22 protein-coding genes are annotated in these 21,759 nt (G+C 60.0%); 14 read left to right on the forward strand and 8 right to left on the reverse strand.

Annotated elements, in window-relative coordinates; genetic code table 11:
- The first annotated feature begins 90 nt into the window (after window positions 1–90).
- Entirely contained in the window at window positions 91–336 is a 246-nt protein-coding gene (locus ATI02_RS16050; protein WP_095187854.1) for a GlsB/YeaQ/YmgE family stress response membrane protein, read from the forward strand.
- 90 nt (window positions 337–426) lie between these two features.
- Window positions 427–963, forward strand: a complete 537-nt coding sequence (locus tag ATI02_RS16055) for a DUF3299 domain-containing protein (RefSeq protein WP_095187855.1) — start codon at window positions 427–429, stop codon at window positions 961–963.
- A 124-nt stretch (window positions 964–1,087) separates the two neighbouring features.
- Here ATI02_RS16055 and ATI02_RS16060 read toward each other — a convergent pair whose 3' ends face one another.
- Window positions 1,088–1,987 (reverse strand): D-hexose-6-phosphate mutarotase, encoded by a 900-nt coding sequence (locus ATI02_RS16060; protein ID WP_095187856.1) that lies wholly within the window; start codon window positions 1,985–1,987, stop codon window positions 1,088–1,090.
- 58 nt (window positions 1,988–2,045) lie between these two features.
- Window positions 2,046–2,450 (reverse strand): acyl-CoA thioesterase, encoded by a 405-nt coding sequence (locus ATI02_RS16065; protein WP_003229628.1) that lies wholly within the window; start codon window positions 2,448–2,450, stop codon window positions 2,046–2,048.
- A gap of 375 nt (window positions 2,451–2,825) precedes the next feature.
- Here ATI02_RS16065 and ATI02_RS16070 point away from each other — a divergent pair, with 375 nt between their 5' ends.
- The 8 genes from ATI02_RS16070 (at window position 2,826) to ATI02_RS16105 (ending at window position 13,539) form a co-directional block, all read left to right on the forward strand.
- The gene (locus tag ATI02_RS16070) at window positions 2,826–4,124 is read left to right on the forward strand and encodes an MFS transporter (protein WP_095187857.1); all 1,299 of its coding nucleotides are present in this window, start codon (window positions 2,826–2,828) and stop codon (window positions 4,122–4,124) included.
- A 232-nt stretch (window positions 4,125–4,356) separates the two neighbouring features.
- Entirely contained in the window at window positions 4,357–5,355 is a 999-nt protein-coding gene (locus tag ATI02_RS16075; protein WP_100846778.1) for a phosphate ABC transporter substrate-binding protein PstS, read from the forward strand.
- Window positions 5,356–5,779: 424 nt separating this feature from the next.
- Window positions 5,780–7,813 (forward strand): ABC transporter permease subunit, encoded by a 2,034-nt coding sequence (locus tag ATI02_RS16080; RefSeq protein WP_192886607.1) that lies wholly within the window; start codon window positions 5,780–5,782, stop codon window positions 7,811–7,813.
- 16 nt (window positions 7,814–7,829) lie between these two features.
- On the forward strand, window positions 7,830–9,500 hold the full coding sequence (gene pstA / locus ATI02_RS16085) for a phosphate ABC transporter permease PstA (RefSeq protein ID WP_100846780.1): 1,671 nt from the start codon (window positions 7,830–7,832) through the stop codon (window positions 9,498–9,500).
- 143 nt (window positions 9,501–9,643) lie between these two features.
- Complete coding sequence (gene pstB, locus ATI02_RS16090; RefSeq protein WP_095187861.1) at window positions 9,644–10,477, forward strand: phosphate ABC transporter ATP-binding protein PstB; 834 nt, start codon at window positions 9,644–9,646, stop codon at window positions 10,475–10,477.
- A gap of 72 nt (window positions 10,478–10,549) precedes the next feature.
- Window positions 10,550–11,311, forward strand: a complete 762-nt coding sequence (gene phoU, locus ATI02_RS16095) for a phosphate signaling complex protein PhoU (RefSeq protein ID WP_016985766.1) — start codon at window positions 10,550–10,552, stop codon at window positions 11,309–11,311.
- A gap of 166 nt (window positions 11,312–11,477) precedes the next feature.
- Complete coding sequence (locus ATI02_RS16100; RefSeq protein WP_095187862.1) at window positions 11,478–12,434, forward strand: response regulator; 957 nt, start codon at window positions 11,478–11,480, stop codon at window positions 12,432–12,434.
- Between the two features lie 208 nt (window positions 12,435–12,642).
- Window positions 12,643–13,539 carry a M23 family metallopeptidase gene (locus ATI02_RS16105; protein ID WP_095187863.1) on the forward strand — a complete coding sequence of 299 codons (897 nt, stop codon included), beginning with the start codon at window positions 12,643–12,645 and terminating at the stop codon, window positions 13,537–13,539.
- A gap of 96 nt (window positions 13,540–13,635) precedes the next feature.
- Here ATI02_RS16105 and ATI02_RS16110 read toward each other — a convergent pair whose 3' ends face one another.
- The 3 genes from ATI02_RS16110 to phoB form a co-directional block, all read right to left on the reverse strand.
- On the reverse strand, window positions 13,636–14,976 hold the full coding sequence (locus ATI02_RS16110; RefSeq protein WP_100846781.1) for a hemolysin family protein: 1,341 nt from the start codon (window positions 14,974–14,976) through the stop codon (window positions 13,636–13,638).
- Between the two features lie 123 nt (window positions 14,977–15,099).
- Window positions 15,100–16,386, reverse strand: a complete 1,287-nt coding sequence (gene phoR / locus ATI02_RS16115) for a phosphate regulon sensor histidine kinase PhoR (RefSeq protein WP_371857613.1) — start codon at window positions 16,384–16,386, stop codon at window positions 15,100–15,102.
- Window positions 16,387–16,460: 74 nt separating this feature from the next.
- Entirely contained in the window at window positions 16,461–17,150 is a 690-nt protein-coding gene (gene phoB / locus ATI02_RS16120) for a phosphate regulon transcriptional regulator PhoB (protein WP_007896474.1), read from the reverse strand.
- A gap of 151 nt (window positions 17,151–17,301) precedes the next feature.
- Here phoB and ATI02_RS16125 point away from each other — a divergent pair, with 151 nt between their 5' ends.
- Window positions 17,302–17,688, forward strand: coding sequence for a COG4315 family predicted lipoprotein (locus ATI02_RS16125; RefSeq protein WP_100846782.1), 387 nt, complete (start codon window positions 17,302–17,304; stop codon window positions 17,686–17,688).
- A gap of 112 nt (window positions 17,689–17,800) precedes the next feature.
- Here the strand turns inward: ATI02_RS16125 and ubiA are convergent, their stop codons facing one another.
- On the reverse strand, window positions 17,801–18,691 hold the full coding sequence (ubiA, locus tag ATI02_RS16130; protein ID WP_095187867.1) for a 4-hydroxybenzoate octaprenyltransferase: 891 nt from the start codon (window positions 18,689–18,691) through the stop codon (window positions 17,801–17,803).
- Window positions 18,691–19,251: a chorismate--pyruvate lyase family protein gene (locus tag ATI02_RS16135; protein WP_095187868.1), complete on the reverse strand. Its 561-nt coding sequence runs from the start codon at window positions 19,249–19,251 to the stop codon at window positions 18,691–18,693. The genes ubiA and ATI02_RS16135 overlap by 1 nt, the downstream gene beginning before the upstream one ends.
- 200 nt (window positions 19,252–19,451) lie before the next feature.
- Between ATI02_RS16135 and ATI02_RS16140 the strand changes: the two genes are divergently transcribed.
- The 3 genes from ATI02_RS16140 to ATI02_RS16150 all read left to right on the forward strand — a co-directional run bounded on the left by ATI02_RS16140 (window position 19,452) and on the right by ATI02_RS16150 (window position 21,254).
- Window positions 19,452–19,619 (forward strand): rubredoxin, encoded by a 168-nt coding sequence (locus tag ATI02_RS16140; protein WP_003437744.1) that lies wholly within the window; start codon window positions 19,452–19,454, stop codon window positions 19,617–19,619.
- 20 nt (window positions 19,620–19,639) lie between these two features.
- Window positions 19,640–20,788: an NAD(P)/FAD-dependent oxidoreductase gene (locus tag ATI02_RS16145; RefSeq protein WP_100846783.1), complete on the forward strand. Its 1,149-nt coding sequence runs from the start codon at window positions 19,640–19,642 to the stop codon at window positions 20,786–20,788.
- Window positions 20,789–20,978: 190 nt separating this feature from the next.
- A complete protein-coding gene (locus ATI02_RS16150; RefSeq protein ID WP_003213368.1) occupies window positions 20,979–21,254 on the forward strand; it encodes an HU family DNA-binding protein in 276 nt (91 codons plus the stop codon).
- A gap of 95 nt (window positions 21,255–21,349) precedes the next feature.
- Here the strand turns inward: ATI02_RS16150 and ATI02_RS16155 are convergent, their stop codons facing one another.
- A complete protein-coding gene (locus ATI02_RS16155; protein WP_100846784.1) occupies window positions 21,350–21,706 on the reverse strand; it encodes a hypothetical protein in 357 nt (118 codons plus the stop codon).
- Between the last annotated feature and the right edge of the window lie 53 nt (window positions 21,707–21,759).

The following is a 21,759-nucleotide window of genomic DNA, read 5'->3' on the forward strand; positions in this document are numbered from 1 at the left end:
GGAACCATTCAGTGGCCGCCGTTCTCTGATGGCAGGATGCCAAAGTCTGTCTAGGCTTTGGCATAGCCAATTCACACAGAGGGAAATGCCATGGGAATTATCGGAACCATCTTTATCGGCTTGATCGTCGGCCTGCTGGCTCGGTTCCTGAAACCGGGCGATGACAGCATGGGCTGGATCATGACCATCCTGCTCGGTATCGGCGGTTCGCTGGCAGCCACCTACGGCGGCCAGGCTCTGGGCATCTATCGGGCGGGCGAGGGCGCAGGTTTCATCGGCGCACTGGTTGGCGCGATCGTGTTGCTGGTGATCTACGGCCTGATCAAAAAGAACTGATCCAAAGCGACAAAGCCCTCTCTGCCAATCGGGCGGGGAGGGCTAGAATGCTCGGCGATTCAATGTTCCTTCCTTCTACCGAGCTCCTCCATGCGCCGCATTTTGTTGACTCTCCTTTTCCTGGGCAGCGGTTTGTCCCACGCCGGCGAACTGCCGGAAACCGACTGGCTCGAACTGATGCCCAAGTCGGATCAAAAGGCCCTTGAGGCCATGCCCGACATCGACCACAACTCCCCGGAAGCCACCGGCACCTTCACCGAGAAGGGCGGGATGAAGCAGGCCAAAGGTCTGCCGGCGGTGATGTATTCGACCAAAACCGTGGCGGCGATGAACGACAAGCACATCCGCATCGGTGGTTATCCGGTGCCGCTGGAGTCCGACGCCAAGGGCCGCAGCACGCTGTTCTTCCTTGTGCCGTATCCGGGCGCGTGCATCCACGTGCCGCCACCGCCACCGAATCAACTGGTGCTGGTGCGTTATCCGAAGGGTTTGAAGCTGGAGGATATCTACACGCCGCTGTGGGTCACCGGCACGCTGAAGGTCGAGAAGGTCAGCAATGATCTGGCTGACGCGGCGTATGCGCTGGAGGCGGACAAAGTGCGGGTGGTGCAGGAATCGGATCTCTAAGACCTGCACATAACAAATGTGGGAGGGGGCTTGCTCCCGAAAGCGGTGTGTCAGTCAAATTAATGTATCTGACACACCGCCTTCGGGAGCAAGCCCCCTCCCACAGTTTGTTTTGCGGTGTTTGTTAGAGCGGCTTGCTGGCGACACTAACGCCCATGGTGTGGCTAGCGCCCGGCGCCAAAGTCACCACGTCGTCCATCACATTCGCCGTCTCGATGCACAGCATGCGCTGCCAGCCGTCGTTGTCCATGTCGCTGAGCGCGGCGGCGCGGTCGATCCACGGGTTCCAGATCACGGCGGTGCGCGAACCGGTAGCCGTCAGCACAATGCGGCGCTCCCAGGTCGGGTCGACGATGCTCAGTTGTGGCGGCGCATCGAGGTAGATGCGGTCGGTCTCACCGGCAAAATGCAGATCGCCTTTCTGGGCGTTGGTCTTCCAGTCGTCCAGCGTCTCGATGTAATTCAAGCCATCCACGCCATCGACATGCACATTGCGCACATCGCTGACGGCGAAGTATGTGTGCAGCGCCTGGCTGAGGCTGACGGTGTCAGTGCCACGGTTATGGCTGGTCAGGCTGAAGCTCAAATGCTCGGACAAGTGCAGGGTCAGGGTCAGATCGACCTGATGCGGCCAGCCCGGCAGGCCGCCTTCGGGGTAGGGCAGTTTGAACTCTACCTTGATGCCGTCAGCCTCCGATTCGATGCCGCCCAACTCCCAATCCATCGCTCGCACAAGACCGTGCGCAGGTGCCGGCTGCTCACCGGTGTACATGGCCTGCACGTTCTGCGGGTTGCGTTCGAATTTGCCGAACCACGGCCAGCACACCGGCACACCGGCGCGGATGCTTTTGCCAGTCTTGAACTCGGCCTTGTCGTTGAGCCAGATGATCGGCGGCTGGCCGTCGATCTGATAACTGAGGATGTGCGCGCCTTGCTGGGCAACCAGCACTTCGGCCTGACCGTGGCGGATGCGCCAGCAGTTCAGTTCATCCAGTTTCACGGCTTCAACGTTGGGCGTGTTCATAGGGCAGCTCTCGATCAGACACTTGGGACGACTATCGACCGCAAATCGGCCGCGATGTTTAACGCGCGCGCGGTGGCACTGAACGGGTGCGACCGCTGCCGTCGATGGCAACGAAAACGAACACCGCTTCGGTCACTTTGCGCCACTCGCTGGACAACGGATCGTCGCTCCACACTTCAACCATCATCTGGATCGAGCTGCGGCCGATTTCCAGGGTCTGCGTATAAAAGGACAATTGCGCGCCAACGGCGACCGGAACCAGGAACGCCATGCGGTCGATGGCAACGGTGGCCACGCGGCCTCCGGCGACACGGCTGGCCATCGCGGTGCCGGCCAAATCCATCTGCGCCACCAGCCAGCCGCCGAAAATATCGCCAAAGCCGTTGGTTTCACGCGGGAGAGCGGTGATTTGCAGGGCCAGGTCGCCTTGCGGGATCGGATCTTCTTGTTCGAGCTCTATCATGCCGGGGGTGCCTCTGACCCGTGACTCTTGTTGGTATTGCTGGTGGTAGCCGTCTTCAGGAAAAACGATTCAGCACCGAACATACTACGTTCGTCACGTTTTCCATAAGCCGCCTGAAGGGAAACTCTGCGAAACCGGCTGCTCCGTTCAAAGGGCGGGCCAACGACGTTTTCGCACAGCAACCCCCTACAAACCGGGGCAAGGTGGCGAGTATATCGGTCGGTAGACTCCGCGACGACCATCCGGTTCTGATTTTGACCGTCAAATACGCGCCTCTATGTGCTTTTTCGAACAATTTGCTATGGTGCCGAACCTGCCCAAGCCACCGCCAGCGTTGTTGTGGCGGCAGATCCGACTATAAGAGAAGCCCTTGCCATGACCACAGCGCCTTCGAGCCTCGCGCAGCCCGAGCAACCCGCACGACCGTTGACCCGCAATGACTACAAGACTCTGTCGCTGTCCGCCCTGGGCGGTGCGCTGGAGTTTTACGATTTCATCATCTTCGTCTTCTTCGCCACGGTGGTCGGCAAGTTGTTCTTCCCGGCCGACATGCCCGAGTGGCTGCGCTTGATGCAGACCTTCGGCATCTTCGCCGCCGGTTACCTCGCACGTCCGCTGGGCGGCATTGTCATGGCGCACTTCGGCGACCTGCTGGGGCGCAAGAAGATGTTCACCCTGAGCATCTTCATGATGGCCGTGCCGACCCTGATCATGGGTCTGCTGCCGACGTATGCGCAGATCGGTATGTGGGCGCCGATCCTTCTGTTGTTGATGCGCGTGATTCAAGGCGCGGCGATTGGCGGTGAGGTGCCGGGGGCGTGGGTCTTCGTTTCCGAACACGTACCGCAAAAGCACATGGGCTATGCCTGCGGCACGCTTACCAGCGGACTGACCGCTGGCATCCTGCTTGGCTCGCTGGTCGCCACGGCGATCAACAGCATCTATACGCCTGTGGAAGTTTCCGATTACGCCTGGCGGATTCCGTTTCTGCTTGGCGGCGTGTTCGGTCTGTTTTCGGTGTATCTGCGCCGCTGGCTGCACGAAACACCGGTGTTTGCCGAGCTGCAACTGCGCAAGGCACTGGCCGAAGAAGTGCCGCTGCGCGCGGTGCTGCGTGACCATCGCGGCGCGATTGCGATCTCGATGCTGCTGACCTGGTTGCTTTCTGCCGGGATCGTCGTGGTTATTCTGATGACGCCGACCGTGCTGCAAACGGTCTATCACTTCACGCCGACCGAGTCGCTGCAGTCGAACAGTCTGGCAATCGTGTTCCTGAGCATCGGTTGCATCATTTCCGGCGCACTGGCGGATCGTTTCGGTGCCGGTCGCGTATTTGTCTTCGGTTGCCTCGGTCTGCTGATCAGCTCGTGGACCTTCTATCACAGCCTTGCGGATCACCCGAACTGGCTGTTCCCGCTGTATGCGCTGACCGGGTTTCTGGTCGGCACCATCGGTGCGGTGCCGTATGTGATGGTTAAAGCCTTCCCGCCGGTGGTGCGTTTCAGTGGGCTGTCGTTCTCGTACAACGTGGCGTACGCGATCTTTGGTGGTTTGACGCCGATGGTGGTGAGCCTGCTGCTGAAAGAAAGCGCGATGGGGCCGGCCTACTATGTGGCGGTGCTGTGTGCGATGGGGATTCTTGTTGGCGCGTGGCTCTGGAAGAAGGGTCGCTGATCCGAAACCTCCTCCAGCAGTACCGGACTCTTCGCGAGCAGGCTCGCCACACATTGGAATGCATTTCAAGCGGTGGGAGCGGGCTTGCTCGCGAAGGGGGCACCACGAATCATCCAGTAAAAACCCGAATGCTGGCCTTTCATCCAATTGTCATATTTCAGCCATAGAGTGTTCACTCGGCCTGCTGATACTTGGCCCCGACTTAACACACCCTATCTGCTAGGAGTAAGGCATGAAACTGAAGCGTTTGATGGCGGCAATGACTTTTGTCGCTGCTGGCGTTGCGACTGCCAACGCGGTTGCCGCTGTTGACCCTGCTATCCCGAGCTACACCAAGACCACTGGTGTGTCGGGCAACCTGTCCAGCGTCGGCTCCGATACCCTGGCCAACCTCATGACCCTGTGGGCTGAGAACTACAAAAAAGAATACCCGAACGTAAACATCCAGATTCAGGCCGCCGGTTCTTCGACCGCGCCACCTGCGCTGACTGAAGGCACCGCTAACCTGGGCCCGATGAGCCGCAAGATGAAGGACAACGAGCTGCAAGCCTTCGAAACCAAATATGGCTACAAGCCAACCGCTATTCCGGTTGCCGTGGATGCCCTGGCAGTATTCGTGCACAAGGACAACCCGATCAAGGGTCTGACCATGGAGCAAGTCGACGCGATCTTCTCGTCCACTCGCCTGTGCGGTGCTAAAACCGACGTGAAAACCTGGGGCGAGCTGGGTGTGACCGGCGACCTGGCGAACAAGCCGGTTCAGTTGTTCGGTCGTAACTCGGTATCGGGCACCTACGGCTACTTCAAAGAAGAAGCCTTGTGCAAAGGCGACTTCAAGCCAAACGTCAACGAACAACCTGGTTCGGCTTCGGTCGTGCAGTCGATCAGCTCCTCGCTGAACGGCGTTGGTTACTCGGGTATCGGCTACAAGACCGCAAGCGTGAAAACGGTAGCTCTGGCCAAGAAAGGCAGCACCGATTTCATCGAAGACACCGAAGAAAACGCCCTGAACGGCAAGTACCCGCTGTCGCGCTTCCTCTACGTTTACGTCAACAAAGCCCCGAACAAGCCTCTGGCCCCGCTGGAAGCCGAGTTCGTGAAACTGATTCTGTCCAAACAGGGTCAGGAAGTTGTTGTGAAAGACGGCTACATCCCGTTGCCAGCCAAGGTTGCTGCAAAAGCACTGGCTGACCTGGGTCTGCAGGAAGGCGGCGCTGTCGCCAAGAAGTAACAAATTGAGTCCGGGGTGAACCCCTTCGGACTCAGGTGAAAGGCCGGATCTGCCCGCAGACCGGCCTTTTATACACTTCTCAAATTTTCGATCCTCTGCCAGCTCCGTTGGCGGTGGATTTGCTGCGTCACTGCATTGTCATCTTTCTGTCATACAGGATCGCTAGGGTGAGCGCATGAATGATCTGGCCAATTCCCAAATGACTACTAATCCTCCCAAGCGCATTGATTTCAGTACGCCTGAGCTGCAACGCAAGCGCCGCATTCGCGCGCTCAAGGATCGCTTCACTCGCTGGTACGTCCTAGTTGGCGGTCTGGCGGTGCTGGCAGCCATTACCCTGATCTTTTTCTTCCTCGCCTATGTCGTCGCGCCGCTCTTCAAGGGTGCCGACCTGACCGCGAAAGATGCCATCACCCCGGCCTGGATGCAGGACGCCGGCAAGCCGCTGATGATTTCGCTCGAAGAGCAGAATCAGGTGGCCATGCGCGTTTCCGACAAGGGCCAGGCGCTGTTCTTCGATCTCGACAGTGGCGCTGAGTTGAAGCGCGTCGATCTGCCGTTGCCGGCAGGCGCAACCGTGACCTCCATCGGTGAAGACCAGCCAGGTCATCCGCTGGTGGCCGTGGGCTTGTCCAATGGTCAGGCGCTGGTGTTCCGTCACACCTATAAAGTCAGCTACCCCGATGGCAAGAAAACCATTAACCCGGCCATCGAGTACCCGTACGGCGAAACGCCGATTGCGCTGAACGAAGCCGGCGGTGCGCTGGAACATGTCAGCCTCAACGCCACCGATACGACGCTGATGCTGGTGGGGTCGACCGGTTCGCAACTCAATGTTTTGTCGCTGACCAGCGAAGAAAACATGATGACTGGCGAAGTCACCAACGAGCAGAAGCGTATTGATCTGCCGCAGATGACCGAACCTGTGAAAAACATCTTCGTCGACCCGCGCCAGCAGTGGCTGTACGTGGTCAACGGTCGTGCCCAGGCCGACGTGTTCAGCCTGCGCGACAAGAGCCTCAACGGTCGCTACAAATTGCTCGAAAACGCTGACGCTGAAGTCACCGCGACCACGCAACTGGTCGGTGGTATCTCGCTGATCATCGGTGACTCCAAAGGTGGTCTGGCCCAGTGGTTCATGGCTCGTGACCCCGATGGCGAGCAGCGCCTGAAGCAGATTCGTACGTTCCAGATGGGCAAGGCGCCAATCATTGAGATCACCGCCGAAGAGCGCCGCAAAGGCTTCCTCGCGCTGGATGCCGACGGCAAGCTCGGCGTATTCCACAGTACGGCGCACCGCACGTTGCTGGTCGATCAGGTTGTTGAAGGCCAGGGCCTGTTCGGTCTGTCGCCGCGTGCCAACCGCGTGATCGTCGAGGCCGGCGGCAAGCTGCAACCGCTGTTGCTCGATAACCCGCACCCGGAAGTGTCCTGGAGCGCGCTGTGGAGCAAGGTCTGGTACGAGAACTACGACGAACCTAAATACGTCTGGCAATCGACTGCGGCCAACACCGATTTCGAACCGAAACTGAGCCTCTCGCCACTGACCTTCGGCACCCTGAAAGCCGCGTTCTACGCTATGTTGCTGGCCGCGCCGCTGGCCGTTGCCGCCGCGATCTACACCGCGTACTTCATGGCCCCGGGCATGCGCCGCAAGGTCAAACCGGTCATCGAACTGATGGAAGCGATGCCGACGGTGATCCTCGGTTTCTTCGCCGGTCTGTTCCTCGCGCCTTATGTGGAAGGGCATTTGCCGGGCATTTTCAGCCTGTTGATGTTGCTGCCGATCGGCATTCTGGTCGCCGGTTTCACCTTCAGCCGTCTGCCTGAGTCGATCCGCCTGAGAGTTCCGGATGGCTGGGAAAGTGCGCTGCTGATTCCGGTAATCCTGTTTGTGGGCTGGCTGTCGCTGTACATGAGCCCGTTCATGGAGAACTGGTTCTTCGGCGGCGACATGCGCATGTGGATCTCCCACGATCTGGGTATCACCTACGACCAGCGCAACGCTCTGGTAGTCGGCCTTGCCATGGGTTTTGCGGTGATCCCGAACATCTACTCGATCGCCGAAGACGCCGTGTTCAGCGTGCCACGTGGTCTGACCCTCGGTTCGCTGGCCCTCGGTGCCACGCCGTGGCAGACCATGACTCGCGTGGTGATCCTCACCGCCAGCCCGGGCATCTTCTCGGCACTGATGATCGGCATGGGCCGTGCGGTCGGTGAAACGATGATCGTGCTGATGGCCACCGGTAACACCCCGGTCATGGAAATGAACCTGTTCGAAGGCCTGCGCACCCTGGCCGCCAACGTCGCGGTGGAAATGCCCGAGTCGGAAGTCGGCGGCAGCCACTACCGCGTGCTGTTCCTCTCGGCGCTGGTGCTGCTGTTGTTCACCTTCGTCATGAACACCCTGGCAGAACTGATTCGTCAGCGTCTGCGCAAGAAATACTCGTCGCTTTAAGCAAAGGTAGAAGTCTGTGAAACAGAACTCCCTGAAAGGATGGTTCAAGAGCGGCGCTCCAGGCGTCTGGATCAGCGGTGGCGCGGTGTCCATCGCGGTCATCATGACCATTGGCCTGCTGGCAGTGATTGCCGTGCGCGGTCTAGGTCACTTCTGGCCGGCGGATCTGATCCACGCCAGCTACGACGTGCCCGGCCAGGCCCAGCACCTGGTGGTCGGCGAAGTGGTGCAGAAAGAAGAAGTGCCCCGCGCCCGTCTGAAGAGCGCCGGTTTGCCGGTGCCAGACGCTGGCCCGGAATTCATGACCCGCGAGCTGATCAAGGTCGGCAACCGTGACCTGAACGGCAACGACTTCACCTGGATCGTCGGCGAGTGGCTGACCAACCAGAAGACGCCGCCAGAATTGATGGCGATCGAACGCCGCGAGTGGGGCAACTTCTACGGCTACCTGGTCAACGTCAAGCAGGACGGCAAGGTGATCGCCGAGGGCGAAGCCGCATGGCCTGAGCTGCAAGCGCGGATCAACCGTGTGAACGGCCTTGCTGCGCAGCTCAAGTCGCTGGAAAAGACTGACATCGGTGCGATCAACGCGGGGCTGGAGCGCATTCGTCTGCACGGTCGCAAACTGGAACTCGAAGGCAAACTCGATGCCACCGCACAAGCGGACATGGAATCCGAGCGCGCCGAGCTGAACGCACGTTATCAGGACATCGAAGCGCGTCTGGCCGACCTGCATGCGCAGTTCAACCGCGATGCCCTGACGGCTCGTGATGCCAACGGTAAAGAGATCGAAATCGGTCTGGGCAAAGTGGTTCATGCCTACCAGCCGAACGCCATGAGCACCTTCACCAAGGTTGGTTTCTACTTCAGCAAGATCTGGGAATTCCTCTCGGATGACCCGCGTGAAGCGAACACCGAAGGCGGGATCTTCCCGGCGATTTTCGGCACCGTGATGATGACCCTGATCATGGCGATGATCGTCACTCCGTTCGGCGTGCTGGCGGCGGTGTACCTGCGTGAATACGCCAAACAGAACACCCTGACGCGGATCATCCGTATCGCGGTGAACAACCTGGCGGGCGTTCCGGCGATCGTTTACGGCGTGTTTGGTCTGGGCTTCTTTGTGTACGTGTTGGGTGGTTCGGTCGACCGCTTGTTCTTCCCCGAAGCACTGCCGGCGCCGACCTTCGGTACGCCGGGCCTGCTCTGGGCTTCGTTGACCCTGGCGCTGCTGGCGGTGCCGGTGGTGATCGTGGCCACTGAAGAAGGTCTGGCACGAATCCCGCGCACCGTGCGTGAAGGCTCGTTGGCCCTCGGCGCGACCAAGGCTGAAACCTTGTGGAAGATTGTGATCCCGATGGCCAGCCCGGCCATGATGACCGGCATGATCCTCGCCGTGGCCCGCGCCGCGGGTGAAGTGGCGCCGCTGATGCTGGTGGGCGTGGTGAAACTGGCGCCGTCGCTGCCGGTGGATGGCAACTACCCGTACCTGCACCTGGATCAGAAGATCATGCACCTGGGCTTCCACATCTATGACGTCGGCTTCCAGAGCCCGAACGTCGAAGCGGCCCGTCCGCTGGTGTACGCCACAGCGCTGTTGCTGGTGTTGGTGATCGCAACACTGAACCTGTCGGCCGTTTATATCCGCAACCACCTGCGCGAAAAGTACAAAGCACTGGATAGCTGATTTGCAGCACTGATTTCTATGTGGGAGCGAGCCTGCTCGCGAAGGCATCACCGCGGTTTCATAGACAAACCGCAGCGCCTGAATCGCCAGCAGGCTGGCTCCCACAAAAACCGAACCGAATTTGTTAGCACAGGGAGCCTCCCATGCAGCACGAAACACATACCCACGGCATCAACATGTCAGCGTTGGGTCGCGACAAGCAGAGCCTGAATCTTGAACAGGAAACCGTGGCCATTGAAGTGCCGGGCCTGAACCTGTTCTACGGCGATAAACAAGCGCTGTACGACGTCAGCCTGAACATCCCGAAACAGCGCGTGACCGCGTTCATCGGCCCGTCTGGCTGCGGCAAGTCCACACTGCTGCGTACCTTCAACCGCATGAACGATCTGGTTGACGGCTGCCGTGTTGAAGGCGCGATCAACCTGTACGGCAACAACATCTATCGCAAGGGCGAAGACGTTGCCGAACTGCGTCGTCGCGTCGGCATGGTGTTCCAGAAGCCCAACCCGTTCCCGAAAACCATCTACGAAAACGTGGTTTACGGTCTGCGCATTCAGGGCATCAACAAGAAACGCGTTCTCGACGAAGCAGTCGAGTGGGCGTTGAAAGGCGCGGCACTGTGGGACGAAGTCAAAGACCGTCTGCACGAATCGGCCCTCGGTCTGTCCGGTGGTCAGCAGCAGCGTCTGGTCATCGCCCGCACCATCGCCGTGGAACCGGAGGTGCTGCTGCTCGACGAACCGTGCTCGGCCCTCGACCCGATCTCGACCCTGAAGGTTGAAGAGCTGATCTACGAGCTGAAATCCAAGTTCACCATCGTTATCGTCACCCACAACATGCAGCAGGCGGCGCGGGTGTCCGACTACACGGCGTTCATGTACATGGGCAAACTGGTGGAATTTGGCGACACCGATACCCTGTTCACCAATCCGGCGAAGAAGCAGACCGAAGACTACATCACCGGTCGTTATGGCTAACAGAAGCTGGTTGTCGCTCACTGAATTGACTGCGGCCCGCCGCACTTTACCGGACGCTCCAAGGACGCCAACATGATTAGCAAAGAAGGCCTTACCCACCACATTTCCGCGCAGTTCAACGCCGAACTGGAAGAAGTGCGCAGCCACCTCCTGGCCATGGGCGGGCTGGTGGAGAAGCAGGTCAACGACGCGGTGACCGCTCTGATCGAAGCCGACTCCGGTCTGGCTCAGCAGGTGCGTGAGATCGACGACCAGATCAACCAGATGGAACGCAACATCGACGAAGAATGCCTGCGCATTCTGGCCCGTCGTCAGCCGGCGGCGTCTGACCTGCGGCTGATCATCAGCATCTCCAAGTCGGTGATCGACCTTGAGCGCATTGGCGACGAAGCGACCAAGATCGCTCGCCGCGCCATTCAACTGTGCGAGGAAGGTGAAGCGCCGCGCGGTTACGTCGAGGTTCGCCACATCGGCGACCAGGTGCGCAACATGGTTCGCGATGCGCTGGACGCGTTTGCCCGCTTCGACGCCGATCTGGCCCTGTCGGTGGCGCAGTACGACAAGATCATCGACCGCGAATACAAGACCGCCCTGCGTGAACTGGCCACCTACATGATGGAAGACCCGCGCTCTATCTCGCGGGTCTTGAGCATTATCTGGGTGCTGCGTTCGCTGGAGCGTATCGGCGACCACGCGCGCAACATCTCTGAGCTGGTGATCTATCTGGTGCGCGGCACCGATGTGCGTCACATGGGCCTCAAGCGCATGAAGGAAGAAGTTGAAGGCACAAGCGGTGAAACCGCTAATGTTCCGGGCAATGCTGACGATAAGTAAGATTGCCTGAGAAAAGCGCCCGGCCCTTTGGCTGGGCGTTTTTGTTAGGGGCTTTCGAATTAAAAAGCAGCACCCGCGAACGAAAAGTCCCGGCGTGACTGAAGATTGTTGGCAATGTGCCATCAGCAAAGCGGTATGCTTGCCGGGATTTTTATAGGGGTGTTGGATGAGCAAGATCAGTGTGTTGGTCGTGGACGATGCTTCGTTCATTCGTGACCTGGTGAAAAAGTGCCTGCGTAATTACTTCCCGGGGATCCGCACCGAGGACGCCGTCAACGGTAAAAAGGCCCAGGCCATGCTGGCCAAGGAAGCGTTCGACCTGGTTCTGTGCGACTGGGAAATGCCGGAAATGTCCGGCCTTGAGCTGCTGACCTGGTGCCGCGAGCAAGACAACCTCAAGACCATGCCGTTCGTAATGGTCACCAGCCGTGGCGACAAGGAAAACGTCGTCCAGGCGATTCAGGCCGGTGTTTCCGGTTACGTCAGCAAGCCGTTCACCAACGAGCAACTGCTGACCAAGGTCAAACAGGCGCTGAATAAGGTCGGCAAGCTCGACACCTTGATGAACAGCGCGCCAACCAAGATGAACTCGGCATTCGGCAACGACTCCCTCAGCGCATTGACCGGCGGCAAGGCTGCCGTGATCGGCGGTGCCCCGGCGGCCGCTGCGGTCAACCCGTTCGCCAAGCCAGCCGTTGTCGCGCCGACGCCAGCCGCTGCACCGTCGCGTGGTCTGCTCAACAGCCCGCCGGTCAAAGCGCCAGCCGCTTCGGCAGCGCCTGCAGGTGGTCGTGGGCAAGGCCAGTTGCGCCTGCCAAGCGGCAACCAGCAATGCGTGATCAAGGCCCTGAGTATCAAGGAAGCGCTGTTGGTGGTGAAACGCACCGACACCCTGCCGCAGATCCTCGACAGCGCCGTGCTCGATCTGGAGCAGGGCGACAACGCTGAAATCGCCCGCCTCAACGGTTACCTGCACGCGATCGTCGCTTTTGAGCAGAAAGCCGACAGCGACTGGCTGCAACTGACCTTCCGCTTCGTCGATCAGGACGCGCAGAAGCTCGACTACATTTCCCGCCTGATCGCCCGTGGCACGGCGCAGAAGCACTTTGTCCCCGGCGCGTAATCTTCAGCGCCTGACACACCGCTTTCGCGAGCAGGCTCGCTCCCACATTGGAATGCATTTCAAAGGTGGGAGCGAGCCTGCTCGCGAAGGGGCCATCACTTGCACCATCAATCTCCCAGACTGCCCAATTTGAAACATCTGTCGACTAGCCTGGTCTACTTCACCTGCTAGGCTCTTTCCCAGGCCTTACTTCAACAGACTCTTGCCAATGCTCGCTCGCCTGCTGTTTTTCATTGGTCTTGTCCTGGCTTCCTCCTCGGTTGTGGCCATGACCATCTACAAATCCACCGATGCCAACGGCGTGGTCTCGTACAGCGACCGTCCGAGCAAAGGCTCGCAGGTGTTCGTCTTTCAGGATCGGATGGTTGAACGTCTTGAGCGGCAGGTGTACCTCGACATCAAGAAGCAGAAGGGCGCCGACGTGGTGTTCGTGCGCAACGCTCTGTATGCGCCGGTCGAGATTGCGCTGGCATTTACCGGCATCAGCAATGTGCGCGGCGTGCCGACTAAAACGATCCGCCGCGTGCTGCCGGCACGCAGCAATACCCGGTTGGCGTTGCTGACGGCGATTACCGCTGGCAAGCCACTGGTGTATTCGCCGCAGTTTCAATATGCGTTGGGTGATCCTGGCGGAGCGGCCCAGGGCTATCGCTATCCGCTGCCATGGCGTGGGGGGCCGTTTCGCTTGAGTCAGGGCGCCGAGGGCCAATACAGCCATTACGGGCCGAAGAACAAGTATGCGATGGACATCGCCATGCCGGTGGGCACGCCGATCATTGCCGCGCGGGCAGGGGTGGTGGTGAAAACCGAGAACTCGCAGAGTGGCCGCGGCACCGACCCTTCCGGCAATTTCGTGCGAGTGCTGCACGACGACGGCACGATGGGCGTGTACCTGCATCTCAAGCAAGGATCGGTGAGCGTGCGCGAGGGGCAGCGCGTGACGGTGGGCAGCCCACTGGCGCTGTCGGGCAACACGGGCAACAGCAGCGGCCCGCACCTGCACTTTGTGGTGCAGCGCAATACCGGGCTGGGGCTGGTGTCGATACCGTATCAGTTCAACCAGCCGCTGGGGGCTTTGCCCAACTTTGCGTTGGGCAAGCAATAGCGCCTTCGCGAGCAGGCTCGCTCCCACATTGAAATGCATTGCAGAGTGGGAGCGAGCCTGCTCGCGAAGAGATCGGCGCGGTGCCGGATCAACCGATCAATCCAGCATCAACACCTTGGCCAGCACAATCTTCGGCCCTTTCATCTTCTTGATGATGATCCGCAGGCCTTCGACTTCCAGCACTTCTTCCTCTTCCGGCACCCGTTTCAGGGTTTCGTAGACCAGCCCGGCGAGGGTTTCGGCTTCGATGTGGTCGAGGTCAATGCCCAGCAGGCGCTCAACCTTGAACAGCGGTGTATCGCCACGTACCAGCAACTTGCCTGGCTGATAGGCAAGGATGCCGCGCTCTGCCTTGCGGTGTTCGTCCTGAATATCGCCGACCAGCACTTCCAGCACGTCTTCCATGGTCAGGTAGCCGATGATGTTGCCGTCAGCCTCCTCGACCACGGCGAAGTGCGAGCCGCCCTTGCGGAACTGCTCCAGCAGCTGCGACAGCGGCATGTGCCGTGACACGCGCTCCAGCGGACGGGTCAGTTCAGCCAGGTTGAACGACTCGGGAATGTGATCCAGCGCTGCCAGCTCCAGCAGCAGGTCCTTGATGTGCAGCAGGCCGACGAACTCCTGGCGGTCGCTGTCGTACACCGGATAACGGCTGAACTTGTGGCGACGGAACATCGCCAGGATTTCTTTCAGCGGGGCGTTGAATTCGAGGGTGATCAGGTCTTCCCGGGAGTTGGCCCAGTCGACCACTTCCAGCTCACCCATTTCCACGGCCGAGGCCAATACGCGCATGCCTTGGTCGCTCGGATCCTGGCCACGGCTGGAGTGCAGAATCAGTTTCAGTTCTTCGCGGCTGTAATGGTGTTCGTGGTGCGGGCCGGGTTCACCTTGCCCTGCGATACGCAAAATCGCGTTGGCGCTGGCGTTAAGCAGGTAGATCGCCGGGTACATCGCCCAGTAGAACAGGTACAGCGGCACCGCCGTCCACAGCGACAGCAACTCGGGTTTGCGGATCGCCCACGACTTGGGCGCCAGCTCACCGACGACGATGTGCAGATACGAAATGACGAAGAACGCGGCGAAGAACGACACGCCTTTGATCACTTCAGGCGACTGCACGCCAACGCTTTCCAGCAATGGCTCGAGAATGTGCGCAAACGCCGGCTCACCGACCCAGCCCAGACCAAGGGAGGCGAGGGTGATACCGAGCTGACACGCCGAGAGGTACGCATCGAGCTGACTGTGTACGGTGCGCAGGATATGCCCGCGCCAGCCGTTCTGATCAGCGATGGCCTCGACCCGGGTCGAGCGCAGTTTGACCATGGCGAATTCCGCCGCAACGAAGAAGCCGTTGAGCAAAACCAGGATCAGAGCAAAAAGGATCATGCCGAAATCGGCGAAAATTGTAGCGAGGGACAAGCCAGGGGAAGGGTCCATGATGGAGTTTTGCGGGTTCCGTGTGATTCGTAAGAGAGAAAAAGTCGCGCCTGAAAGGCAGACGCAAGTGCGCCAATGTAGCGGCTGACAGGGCGATTGCCTAGTGGCGCGTGCTGGCCGGTATCACTCGGCGGCGCTGATCGCCCGTGCGTGAGCCACCTGAGCGGGGGCGAAATGGCAGGTGAACGTGCTGCCGTGGCCGGGCACGCTGCTGATTTCCATGCGTGCGCGGTGGCGCAGCAACACGTGTTTGACGATGGCCAGGCCCAGGCCGGTGCCGCCGGTGTTGGAGTTACGGCTGGAGTCGACACGGTAAAACCGTTCGGTCAGGCGCGGCAGGTGTTTGCTGTCGATGCCGATCCCGGAATCCTGCACGCTCAGGTGCGCGCCTTGCTCATCGCCCCACCAGCGAATGCGGATATTGCCCTCGGCCGGTGTGTACTTCACCGCATTGAACACCAGATTGGAGAACGCACTGCGCAGTTCTGCCTCGCTGCCCTTGAGCAGCAGGCTGGCGTCGGCTTCGAGGGTAATGCGCTGGTTTTTCGATCCGGACAATTGCTGCGCATCGCTCTTGATCGATTGCAGCAGCGTGTCGATCTGTATCGGCTGGTTGTCCGACGGGTAATCGGTGGCTTCCAGTTTCGCCAACAACAGCAGGTCGTTGAGCAGCGTCTGCATGCGGCCGCCCTGTTGCTGCATCTGCTGCAGGGCACGGCTCCAGCGTGGATTCACCTCCTCGACGTTATCGAGCAGGGTTTCCAGATAGCCGCAGATCACCGTCAGCGGCGTGCGCAATTCGTGGGAGACGTTGGCGATGAAGTCTTTGCGCATCTGTTCCAGCTGATGAATGCGCGTGACATCGCGCACCAGCATCAAGTGTTCATTGTTGCCGTAGCGGGTCAGGTACAGCTGGATGCGCACGCGATCATTGGTCGGTGAGGGGATTTCCAGCGGTTCGGCGTAGCTTTCCTGCTCGAAATACTCCTTGAAACGCGGATGTCGCACCAGGTTGGTCACTGGCTGGCCGCTGTCCTGCGGGGTCTTGAGGCCGAGCAGGGTTTCGGCGGCGCGGTTCCACCATTCCAGATTGCCGTCGCTGTCGAGCATGATCACCGCGTCTTTCAGCGCAGCGGTGGATTCCTGCACCCGGTCGATCACCGCTTGCAGGCGTCCGCGCACACGTTGGTCGCGGCGTTGCAGATGGTAGATGCTGTCGAACACTTCGCCCCACAGGCCATAGCCATCGGGCGGTGCTTCATCGGGTTGGTGCTGGCGCAGCCATTCGTGCAGACGCAGCAGTTGCTTGAGCGTCCAGGCCAGGTAAATACCCAGACCTGCCGCGAGGCTCCAGCCGTAATAGCCGGTGATCAGGCCGATCACCAGGCAGGCGGTGACCAGCAACAGCATGTGGCGAATCAGGGTGCCATGCCAGTTTTGATTCACGGGAAATACGATCCTTGTCAGCGAGTCTGGCGGTCGGCTCAGGCCTTGGTGGAAAACCGATAGCCAGTGCCGCGCACGGTTTGTACCAGATTTTCGTAGGCGTCGCCGAGCGCCTTGCGCAGGCGTCGGATGTGCACGTCGACGGTACGCTCTTCAACGTAGACATTGCCGCCCCAGACCTGATCCAGCAACTGGCCACGGGTGTAGGCGCGTTCCTGGTGAGTCATGAAAAATTGCAGCAGACGGTATTCGGTCGGGCCCATCTCGGCAGGCTTACCGTCGATGGTCACGCGGTGGCTGATCGGGTCGAGCAGCAGACCGCCGACTTCAATCGGCGCTTCGCCATCGGTCGGGCCGGCGCGACGCAGCACGGCTTTGAGGCGTGCAACCAGCTCACGTGGGGAAAACGGTTTGGTGATGTAGTCGTCAGCGCCGACTTCCAGACCCTGGATCTTGTTGTCCTCTTCGCCCTTGGCGGTGAGCATGATGATCGGGATGTCCCCGGTCAGCTCGTCACGCTTCAGACGGCGGGCCAGCTCGATGCCGGAGGTGCCGGGCAGCATCCAGTCGAGCAGGATCAGATCCGGTTTACGGTCGACGATGATGGCGTGTGCCTGCTGCGAGTTCTCCGCCTCGAGGCAGTCATAGCCGGCCATTTCCAACGCAACGGCGATCATTTCGCGAATGGGCGCTTCGTCGTCGACGATCAGAATGCTCCTGCCAACCATGCCTTAATCCTCTTGTCATTTAACTGTCTTGCGCCGCATTAGATAACGGAATTATTGCAGTCGTGTGACAGTATTTTAGTCGCCCGACGGTGGGAGGGATCCTGAACTAAGCTTTAAGTCCGAATCCTGACAACCACAACTGAAGGTTTCCATGACTCAAATGACTGTTTCCCTTAAGGCTCTGCTGATGGCTGCCGCCCTCGCTCTGCCCGGTCTGGCGATGGCCGCCGAACCGGCCATGATGAAAGACGGCATGATGGTCGATCACAAAGGCATGACCGTTTACACGTTCGACAAGGACGCTGGCGGCAAGTCGATGTGCAACGGCGACTGCGCCAAGAACTGGCCTCCGATGATGGCGCCAGCTGACGCCAAGGCTGAAGGCAAATGGAGTGTAATCAAGCGCGATGACGGCATGATGCAGTACGCCTACGATGGCAAGCCGCTGTACACGTTCGTGAAGGATGAAAAGCCTGGAGAAATGAAGGGCGATGGCATGAAGGATGTGTGGCACGTCGTCCACATGTCACAGAAATAACTGCAAAACCCCTGTGGGAGCGAGCCTGCTCGCGAAAGCGGTGTGTCAGTAACCCATTTGTTGACTGACCCGACGCCTTCGCGAGCAGGCTCGCTCCCACAGGTTTTGTGGCTCAGCGCAACGCGTAATCCAGCACAATCCCGACAAAAATCGCCAACCCGGCCCAGTGGTTGTGCAAAAACGCCTGGAAGCAACGCATCCGGTCCTTACTGCGGGTGTACCAGAACTCCCACGCGTAACAACCGGCGGCCACCAGCAGACCGAGATGGAACCAGATCCCCAGCTCGAACTTCGACCCCGCCAGCAACAGACAGCCCAACGACAGCGCCTGCAAGGTCAAAATGATCACCCGATCCGCCTCGCCAAACAGAATCGCCGTGGATTTCACCCCGATCTTCAAATCGTCATCACGATCAGTCATCGCGTAATACGTGTCGTAACCCACCGTCCACAGCAGGTTGGCGATCCACAGCAACCACGCCGCGGCGGGCACTTCGCCGGTCTCGGCGGTGAACGCCATCGGCATGCCCCAGGAAAACGCCGCGCCCAGCACCACTTGCGGGTAATAGGTGTAGCGCTTCATGAACGGATAGGTGAACGCCAGCGCCAGGCCACCCAACGACAGCCAGATCGTCGGCGCATTGGTGCACAACACCAGCAGGAAACTCACGCCCATCAGAATCGCGAAGAATACCAACGCCTCTTTCGAGCTGATCTTGCCGCTGGCCAGTGGTCGTTGCGCGGTACGTTTGACGTGACCGTCGACCTTGCGGTCGGCCCAGTCGTTGATCACGCAGCCACCGGCGCGGGTCAGCACCACGCCGAGGACGAAAATCACGATGTTGGCCAGCGACGGCGAGCCTTTGCCGGCAATCCAAAGCGCCCACAGCGTCGGCCACAGCAGCAGGTAAATGCCGATCGGCTTGTCCATGCGGGTTAACTGAATGAAATCCCAGGCACGCGGGTTCACGCGGTTCAGGGACTTGAGCAGGCTCTGATACATCAGCAGTTCTCCGGGTGGGCGCGGACGGCGCTCCACAGGCTCGGCAGGAAGATTTCGGCGACCAGCACGCTCAGTGCGCCACGGTCGAAACGCGAGCGACGGCCCCACAGCTCAGGGACGCGAGAGGCTTGTGGCAGCCAGTCTTCGGGGTAGTGGCAGACTTCGATGGCGCGGCGCTGGAAGGCGTGATCGCAAAAAAGCAGTTCGCCCAGCGAACGACTACCCAACTCATCCATGTGCAAACCGTCGCCCTGCAAGGCGCTGCGCGAGGCCACGCTGCGGGCGAACACCCAGGCTTCGCCATGACCGCGTAAATACACTTCGCGCACCCAGCCTTCACTGCCTTCGGCCAGATCCAGTGCGGCGCATTCATCGGCGCGCAAGGTGTCCCAGCCTTCAAATAGCGGCGTGACGCTGAAGCCATCGTTGGACAGACGGGTCAGGCGGCGAGTCAGGGAGCCTTCGTCGAACAACCAGTCGAGGGTCGACGAATCGGGGAGGCGCGTCAGTTGGCCTTGGGTCAGCCAGAGCGGGACCGGAGCGGAATTTGAATGTTGCACAATGAGTCATTATTGGCCGCAAATGAGGCCGCGAGCTTACCATGGCAGCCCGCGATATTGATTGAACCGGGGCGCCGTTGCGCCGAACAGGCTTGCATCTGCCCGGCTCCATCAGTACAAAACGCGCTGAGCCGGATGGCAGTGCACTACCCATCGACCGTTCGCGCCGACAAAAGCCTGAATCCTGAGGAAGTACCTGAATGAAAAAGTGGCAATGCATCGTCTGCGGCCTGATCTATAACGAAGCCGACGGCTGGCCGGATGACGGTATCGCGCCGGGCACCCTGTGGCAGGACGTGCCGGAAGACTGGCTGTGCCCGGACTGCGGCGTCGGCAAGATGGACTTCGAAATGATCGAAATCAACTGAGTAAACCCAAGGAGTAAGGCATGAACGCACCTGTCGTAATCGTCGGCACCGGGCTCGCGGGCTACAACCTGGCCCGGGAGTTTCGCAAGCTCGATAGCGAAACCCCGCTGCTGCTGATTACCGCTGATGACGGTCGCTCTTACTCCAAGCCGATGCTCTCCACCGGTTTCGGCAAGAACAAGGACGCCGATGGCCTGAGCATGGCCGAACCGGGCGCCATGGCCGAGCAGTTGAAAGCCGAAGTGCGCACCCACACGCGCATCAGCGGCATCGACGCTGGCCACAAGCGCCTGTGGATTGGCGAAGAAGCGGTGTACTACCGCGACCTGATCCTCGCCTGGGGTGCGGAAACCGTGCGTGTGCCGATTGAAGGCGATGGCGCGAATCTGGTGTTCCCGATCAACGATCTCGAAGACTACGCACGCTTTCGTGCGGCGGCCGCCGGCAAGCGCCGAGTGCTGGTGCTCGGTGCCGGGCTGATCGGTTGTGAGTTTGCCAATGACCTGATCCTTGGCGGCTACGAGGTGCAATTAGTCGCGCCGTGCGAGCAGGTTATGCCGATGTTGCTGCACCCCGCCGCTGCGGCCGCGGTGCAGGCCGGGCTGGAAAGCCTCGGTGCGCGCTTCCATCTCGGCCCGGTGCTGACCCGCCTGCAGAAAGTCGCCGGCGGCCTGGAAGCGCATCTGTCCGACGGTCAGGTCATTGCCTGCGATGTGGTGGTCTCGGCCATCGGCCTGCGGCCGCGCATCGATCTGGCCGCGGCTGCCGGCGTGCAGGTCAATCGCGGTGTCGTAGTCGATCGCCATCTCAAGACATCCCACGCCAATATCTACGCCTTGGGCGATTGCGCCGAGGTCGATGGGCTGAATTTGCTGTACGTAATGCCCCTGATGAGCTGTGCGCGAGCGCTTGCACAAACCCTGGCCGGCCATCCGACGGTGGTCAGCTACGGCGCGATGCCGATCACCGTGAAGACTCCGGTTTGCCCGCTGGTGGTTTCGCCACCGCCACGCGGCAGCGAAGGCGTGTGGACGGTCGAAGGGCAGGGCGCCGACATCAAGGCCTTGTGCCACAGCGCCGATGGTCAGTTGCTCGGCTATGCCCTGACTGGGGCGGCCGTCATGGAGAAACTGGCCCTGAACAAACAGCTTCCGCCCTTGCTGGCGTAAATACCGGTCGTTCTGTCGGATTCACCCCGCTTTTGCCCCCACAAAGGTCGTGGGGAGACTGGCGCCGCCGGTATCCGCGTGCCATTCTCACTCCCGTCTGCCGCAGAGTAGAGCCTGCGGCGCCTTGGGCGCTGTTCCAACGAGAACAGCACGGACATAACAACAAAAAACCGTCAAAGGGGCTTCACTAATGCGTAAACCAGAACTCGCCGCTGCAATCGCTGAAAAAGCAGATCTGACCAAAGAACAGGCCAACCGCGTGCTCAACGCCGTTCTCGAAGAAATCACTGGCGCTCTGCACCGCAAGGACAGCGTCACGCTGGTGGGCTTCGGCACCTTCCTGCAACGCCACCGCGGCGCCCGTACCGGCAAAAACCCGCAAACCGGTGAGCCGGTGAAAATCAAGGCCAGCAACACCGTTGCGTTCAAGCCAGGCAAGTCGTTGAAAGACAGCGTTAATCCTTAATTGCGGCGAACTCCTCGAATAGCGGGGAGAACCGCAAAAAAATGGGCACACCGATTGCAGTCGGGTGCCCATTTTTTTTGTGGCGGTAAATCGGGTTACTGACGTCGAAAGCAGGCTTTGCCGTTGCCGAAGTCCACGGCCAGGCAATTTGGCTCAATCGCCAGTTGCAAATCCTGGAAGAGGGCGGACAAATCGTTGCTGGACGCAGGTTTGGTTTCGCTTTTGAGCGTCAGTGTCTGGTTGTCCACTCGCCAGGTGCCTTTGGCAAAACCGTCGGCACTCCCATACGCCACGCCCGCGTCAAAGGTGCCGTCCTTGCGCAGCAGCAATTCAGCGCCCATTTCCATTGCGCCAACCAAGTAGTAATGGCCGTCCAGTGACGGGGTGTCCGCTGACGCTTGGGTGATTGGCAGCCAAATAAGTGCTGCGAAAAATATGGCTTTCAATTCCATGAGGTGACGCTCCTTACCAGCCTTTGTAGAGGGTGCCGATTCTTTTGGCACTG

The sequence above is a fragment of the Pseudomonas baetica genome (genome assembly GCF_002813455.1).
Classification (GTDB): Bacteria; Pseudomonadota; Gammaproteobacteria; order Pseudomonadales; family Pseudomonadaceae; genus Aquipseudomonas; species Aquipseudomonas baetica.

What these genes read in the sequence shown, in the direction of transcription:
- phoU (WP_016985766.1), top strand. Translation starts at nt 10,550, where the DNA reads ATGATTAGCAAAGAAGGCCTTACCCACCACATTTCCGCGCAGTTCAAC.
- ATI02_RS16155 (WP_100846784.1), bottom strand. Translation starts at nt 21,706, where the DNA reads ATGGAATTGAAAGCCATATTTTTCGCAGCACTTATTTGGCTGCCAATC.
- ATI02_RS16060 (WP_095187856.1), bottom strand. Translation starts at nt 1,987, where the DNA reads ATGAACACGCCCAACGTTGAAGCCGTGAAACTGGATGAACTGAACTGC.
- ATI02_RS16125 (WP_100846782.1), top strand. Translation starts at nt 17,302, where the DNA reads ATGACTCAAATGACTGTTTCCCTTAAGGCTCTGCTGATGGCTGCCGCC.
- ATI02_RS16050 (WP_095187854.1), top strand. Translation starts at nt 91, where the DNA reads ATGGGAATTATCGGAACCATCTTTATCGGCTTGATCGTCGGCCTGCTG.
- ATI02_RS16140 (WP_003437744.1), top strand. Translation starts at nt 19,452, where the DNA reads ATGAAAAAGTGGCAATGCATCGTCTGCGGCCTGATCTATAACGAAGCC.
- ATI02_RS16075 (WP_100846778.1), top strand. Translation starts at nt 4,357, where the DNA reads ATGAAACTGAAGCGTTTGATGGCGGCAATGACTTTTGTCGCTGCTGGC.
- phoR (WP_371857613.1), bottom strand. Translation starts at nt 16,386, where the DNA reads ATGCTGTTGCTGGTCACCGCCTGCCTGGTGATCGGCCTGATCACCGGC.
- ATI02_RS16055 (WP_095187855.1), top strand. Translation starts at nt 427, where the DNA reads ATGCGCCGCATTTTGTTGACTCTCCTTTTCCTGGGCAGCGGTTTGTCC.
- ATI02_RS16150 (WP_003213368.1), top strand. Translation starts at nt 20,979, where the DNA reads ATGCGTAAACCAGAACTCGCCGCTGCAATCGCTGAAAAAGCAGATCTG.
- ubiA (WP_095187867.1), bottom strand. Translation starts at nt 18,691, where the DNA reads ATGTATCAGAGCCTGCTCAAGTCCCTGAACCGCGTGAACCCGCGTGCC.
- ATI02_RS16110 (WP_100846781.1), bottom strand. Translation starts at nt 14,976, where the DNA reads ATGGACCCTTCCCCTGGCTTGTCCCTCGCTACAATTTTCGCCGATTTC.
- ATI02_RS16145 (WP_100846783.1), top strand. Translation starts at nt 19,640, where the DNA reads ATGAACGCACCTGTCGTAATCGTCGGCACCGGGCTCGCGGGCTACAAC.
- ATI02_RS16070 (WP_095187857.1), top strand. Translation starts at nt 2,826, where the DNA reads ATGACCACAGCGCCTTCGAGCCTCGCGCAGCCCGAGCAACCCGCACGA.
- phoB (WP_007896474.1), bottom strand. Translation starts at nt 17,150, where the DNA reads ATGGTTGGCAGGAGCATTCTGATCGTCGACGACGAAGCGCCCATTCGC.
- ATI02_RS16065 (WP_003229628.1), bottom strand. Translation starts at nt 2,450, where the DNA reads ATGATAGAGCTCGAACAAGAAGATCCGATCCCGCAAGGCGACCTGGCC.
- ATI02_RS16105 (WP_095187863.1), top strand. Translation starts at nt 12,643, where the DNA reads ATGCTCGCTCGCCTGCTGTTTTTCATTGGTCTTGTCCTGGCTTCCTCC.
- ATI02_RS16100 (WP_095187862.1), top strand. Translation starts at nt 11,478, where the DNA reads ATGAGCAAGATCAGTGTGTTGGTCGTGGACGATGCTTCGTTCATTCGT.
- pstB (WP_095187861.1), top strand. Translation starts at nt 9,644, where the DNA reads ATGCAGCACGAAACACATACCCACGGCATCAACATGTCAGCGTTGGGT.
- ATI02_RS16080 (WP_192886607.1), top strand. Translation starts at nt 5,780, where the DNA reads ATGCAGGACGCCGGCAAGCCGCTGATGATTTCGCTCGAAGAGCAGAAT.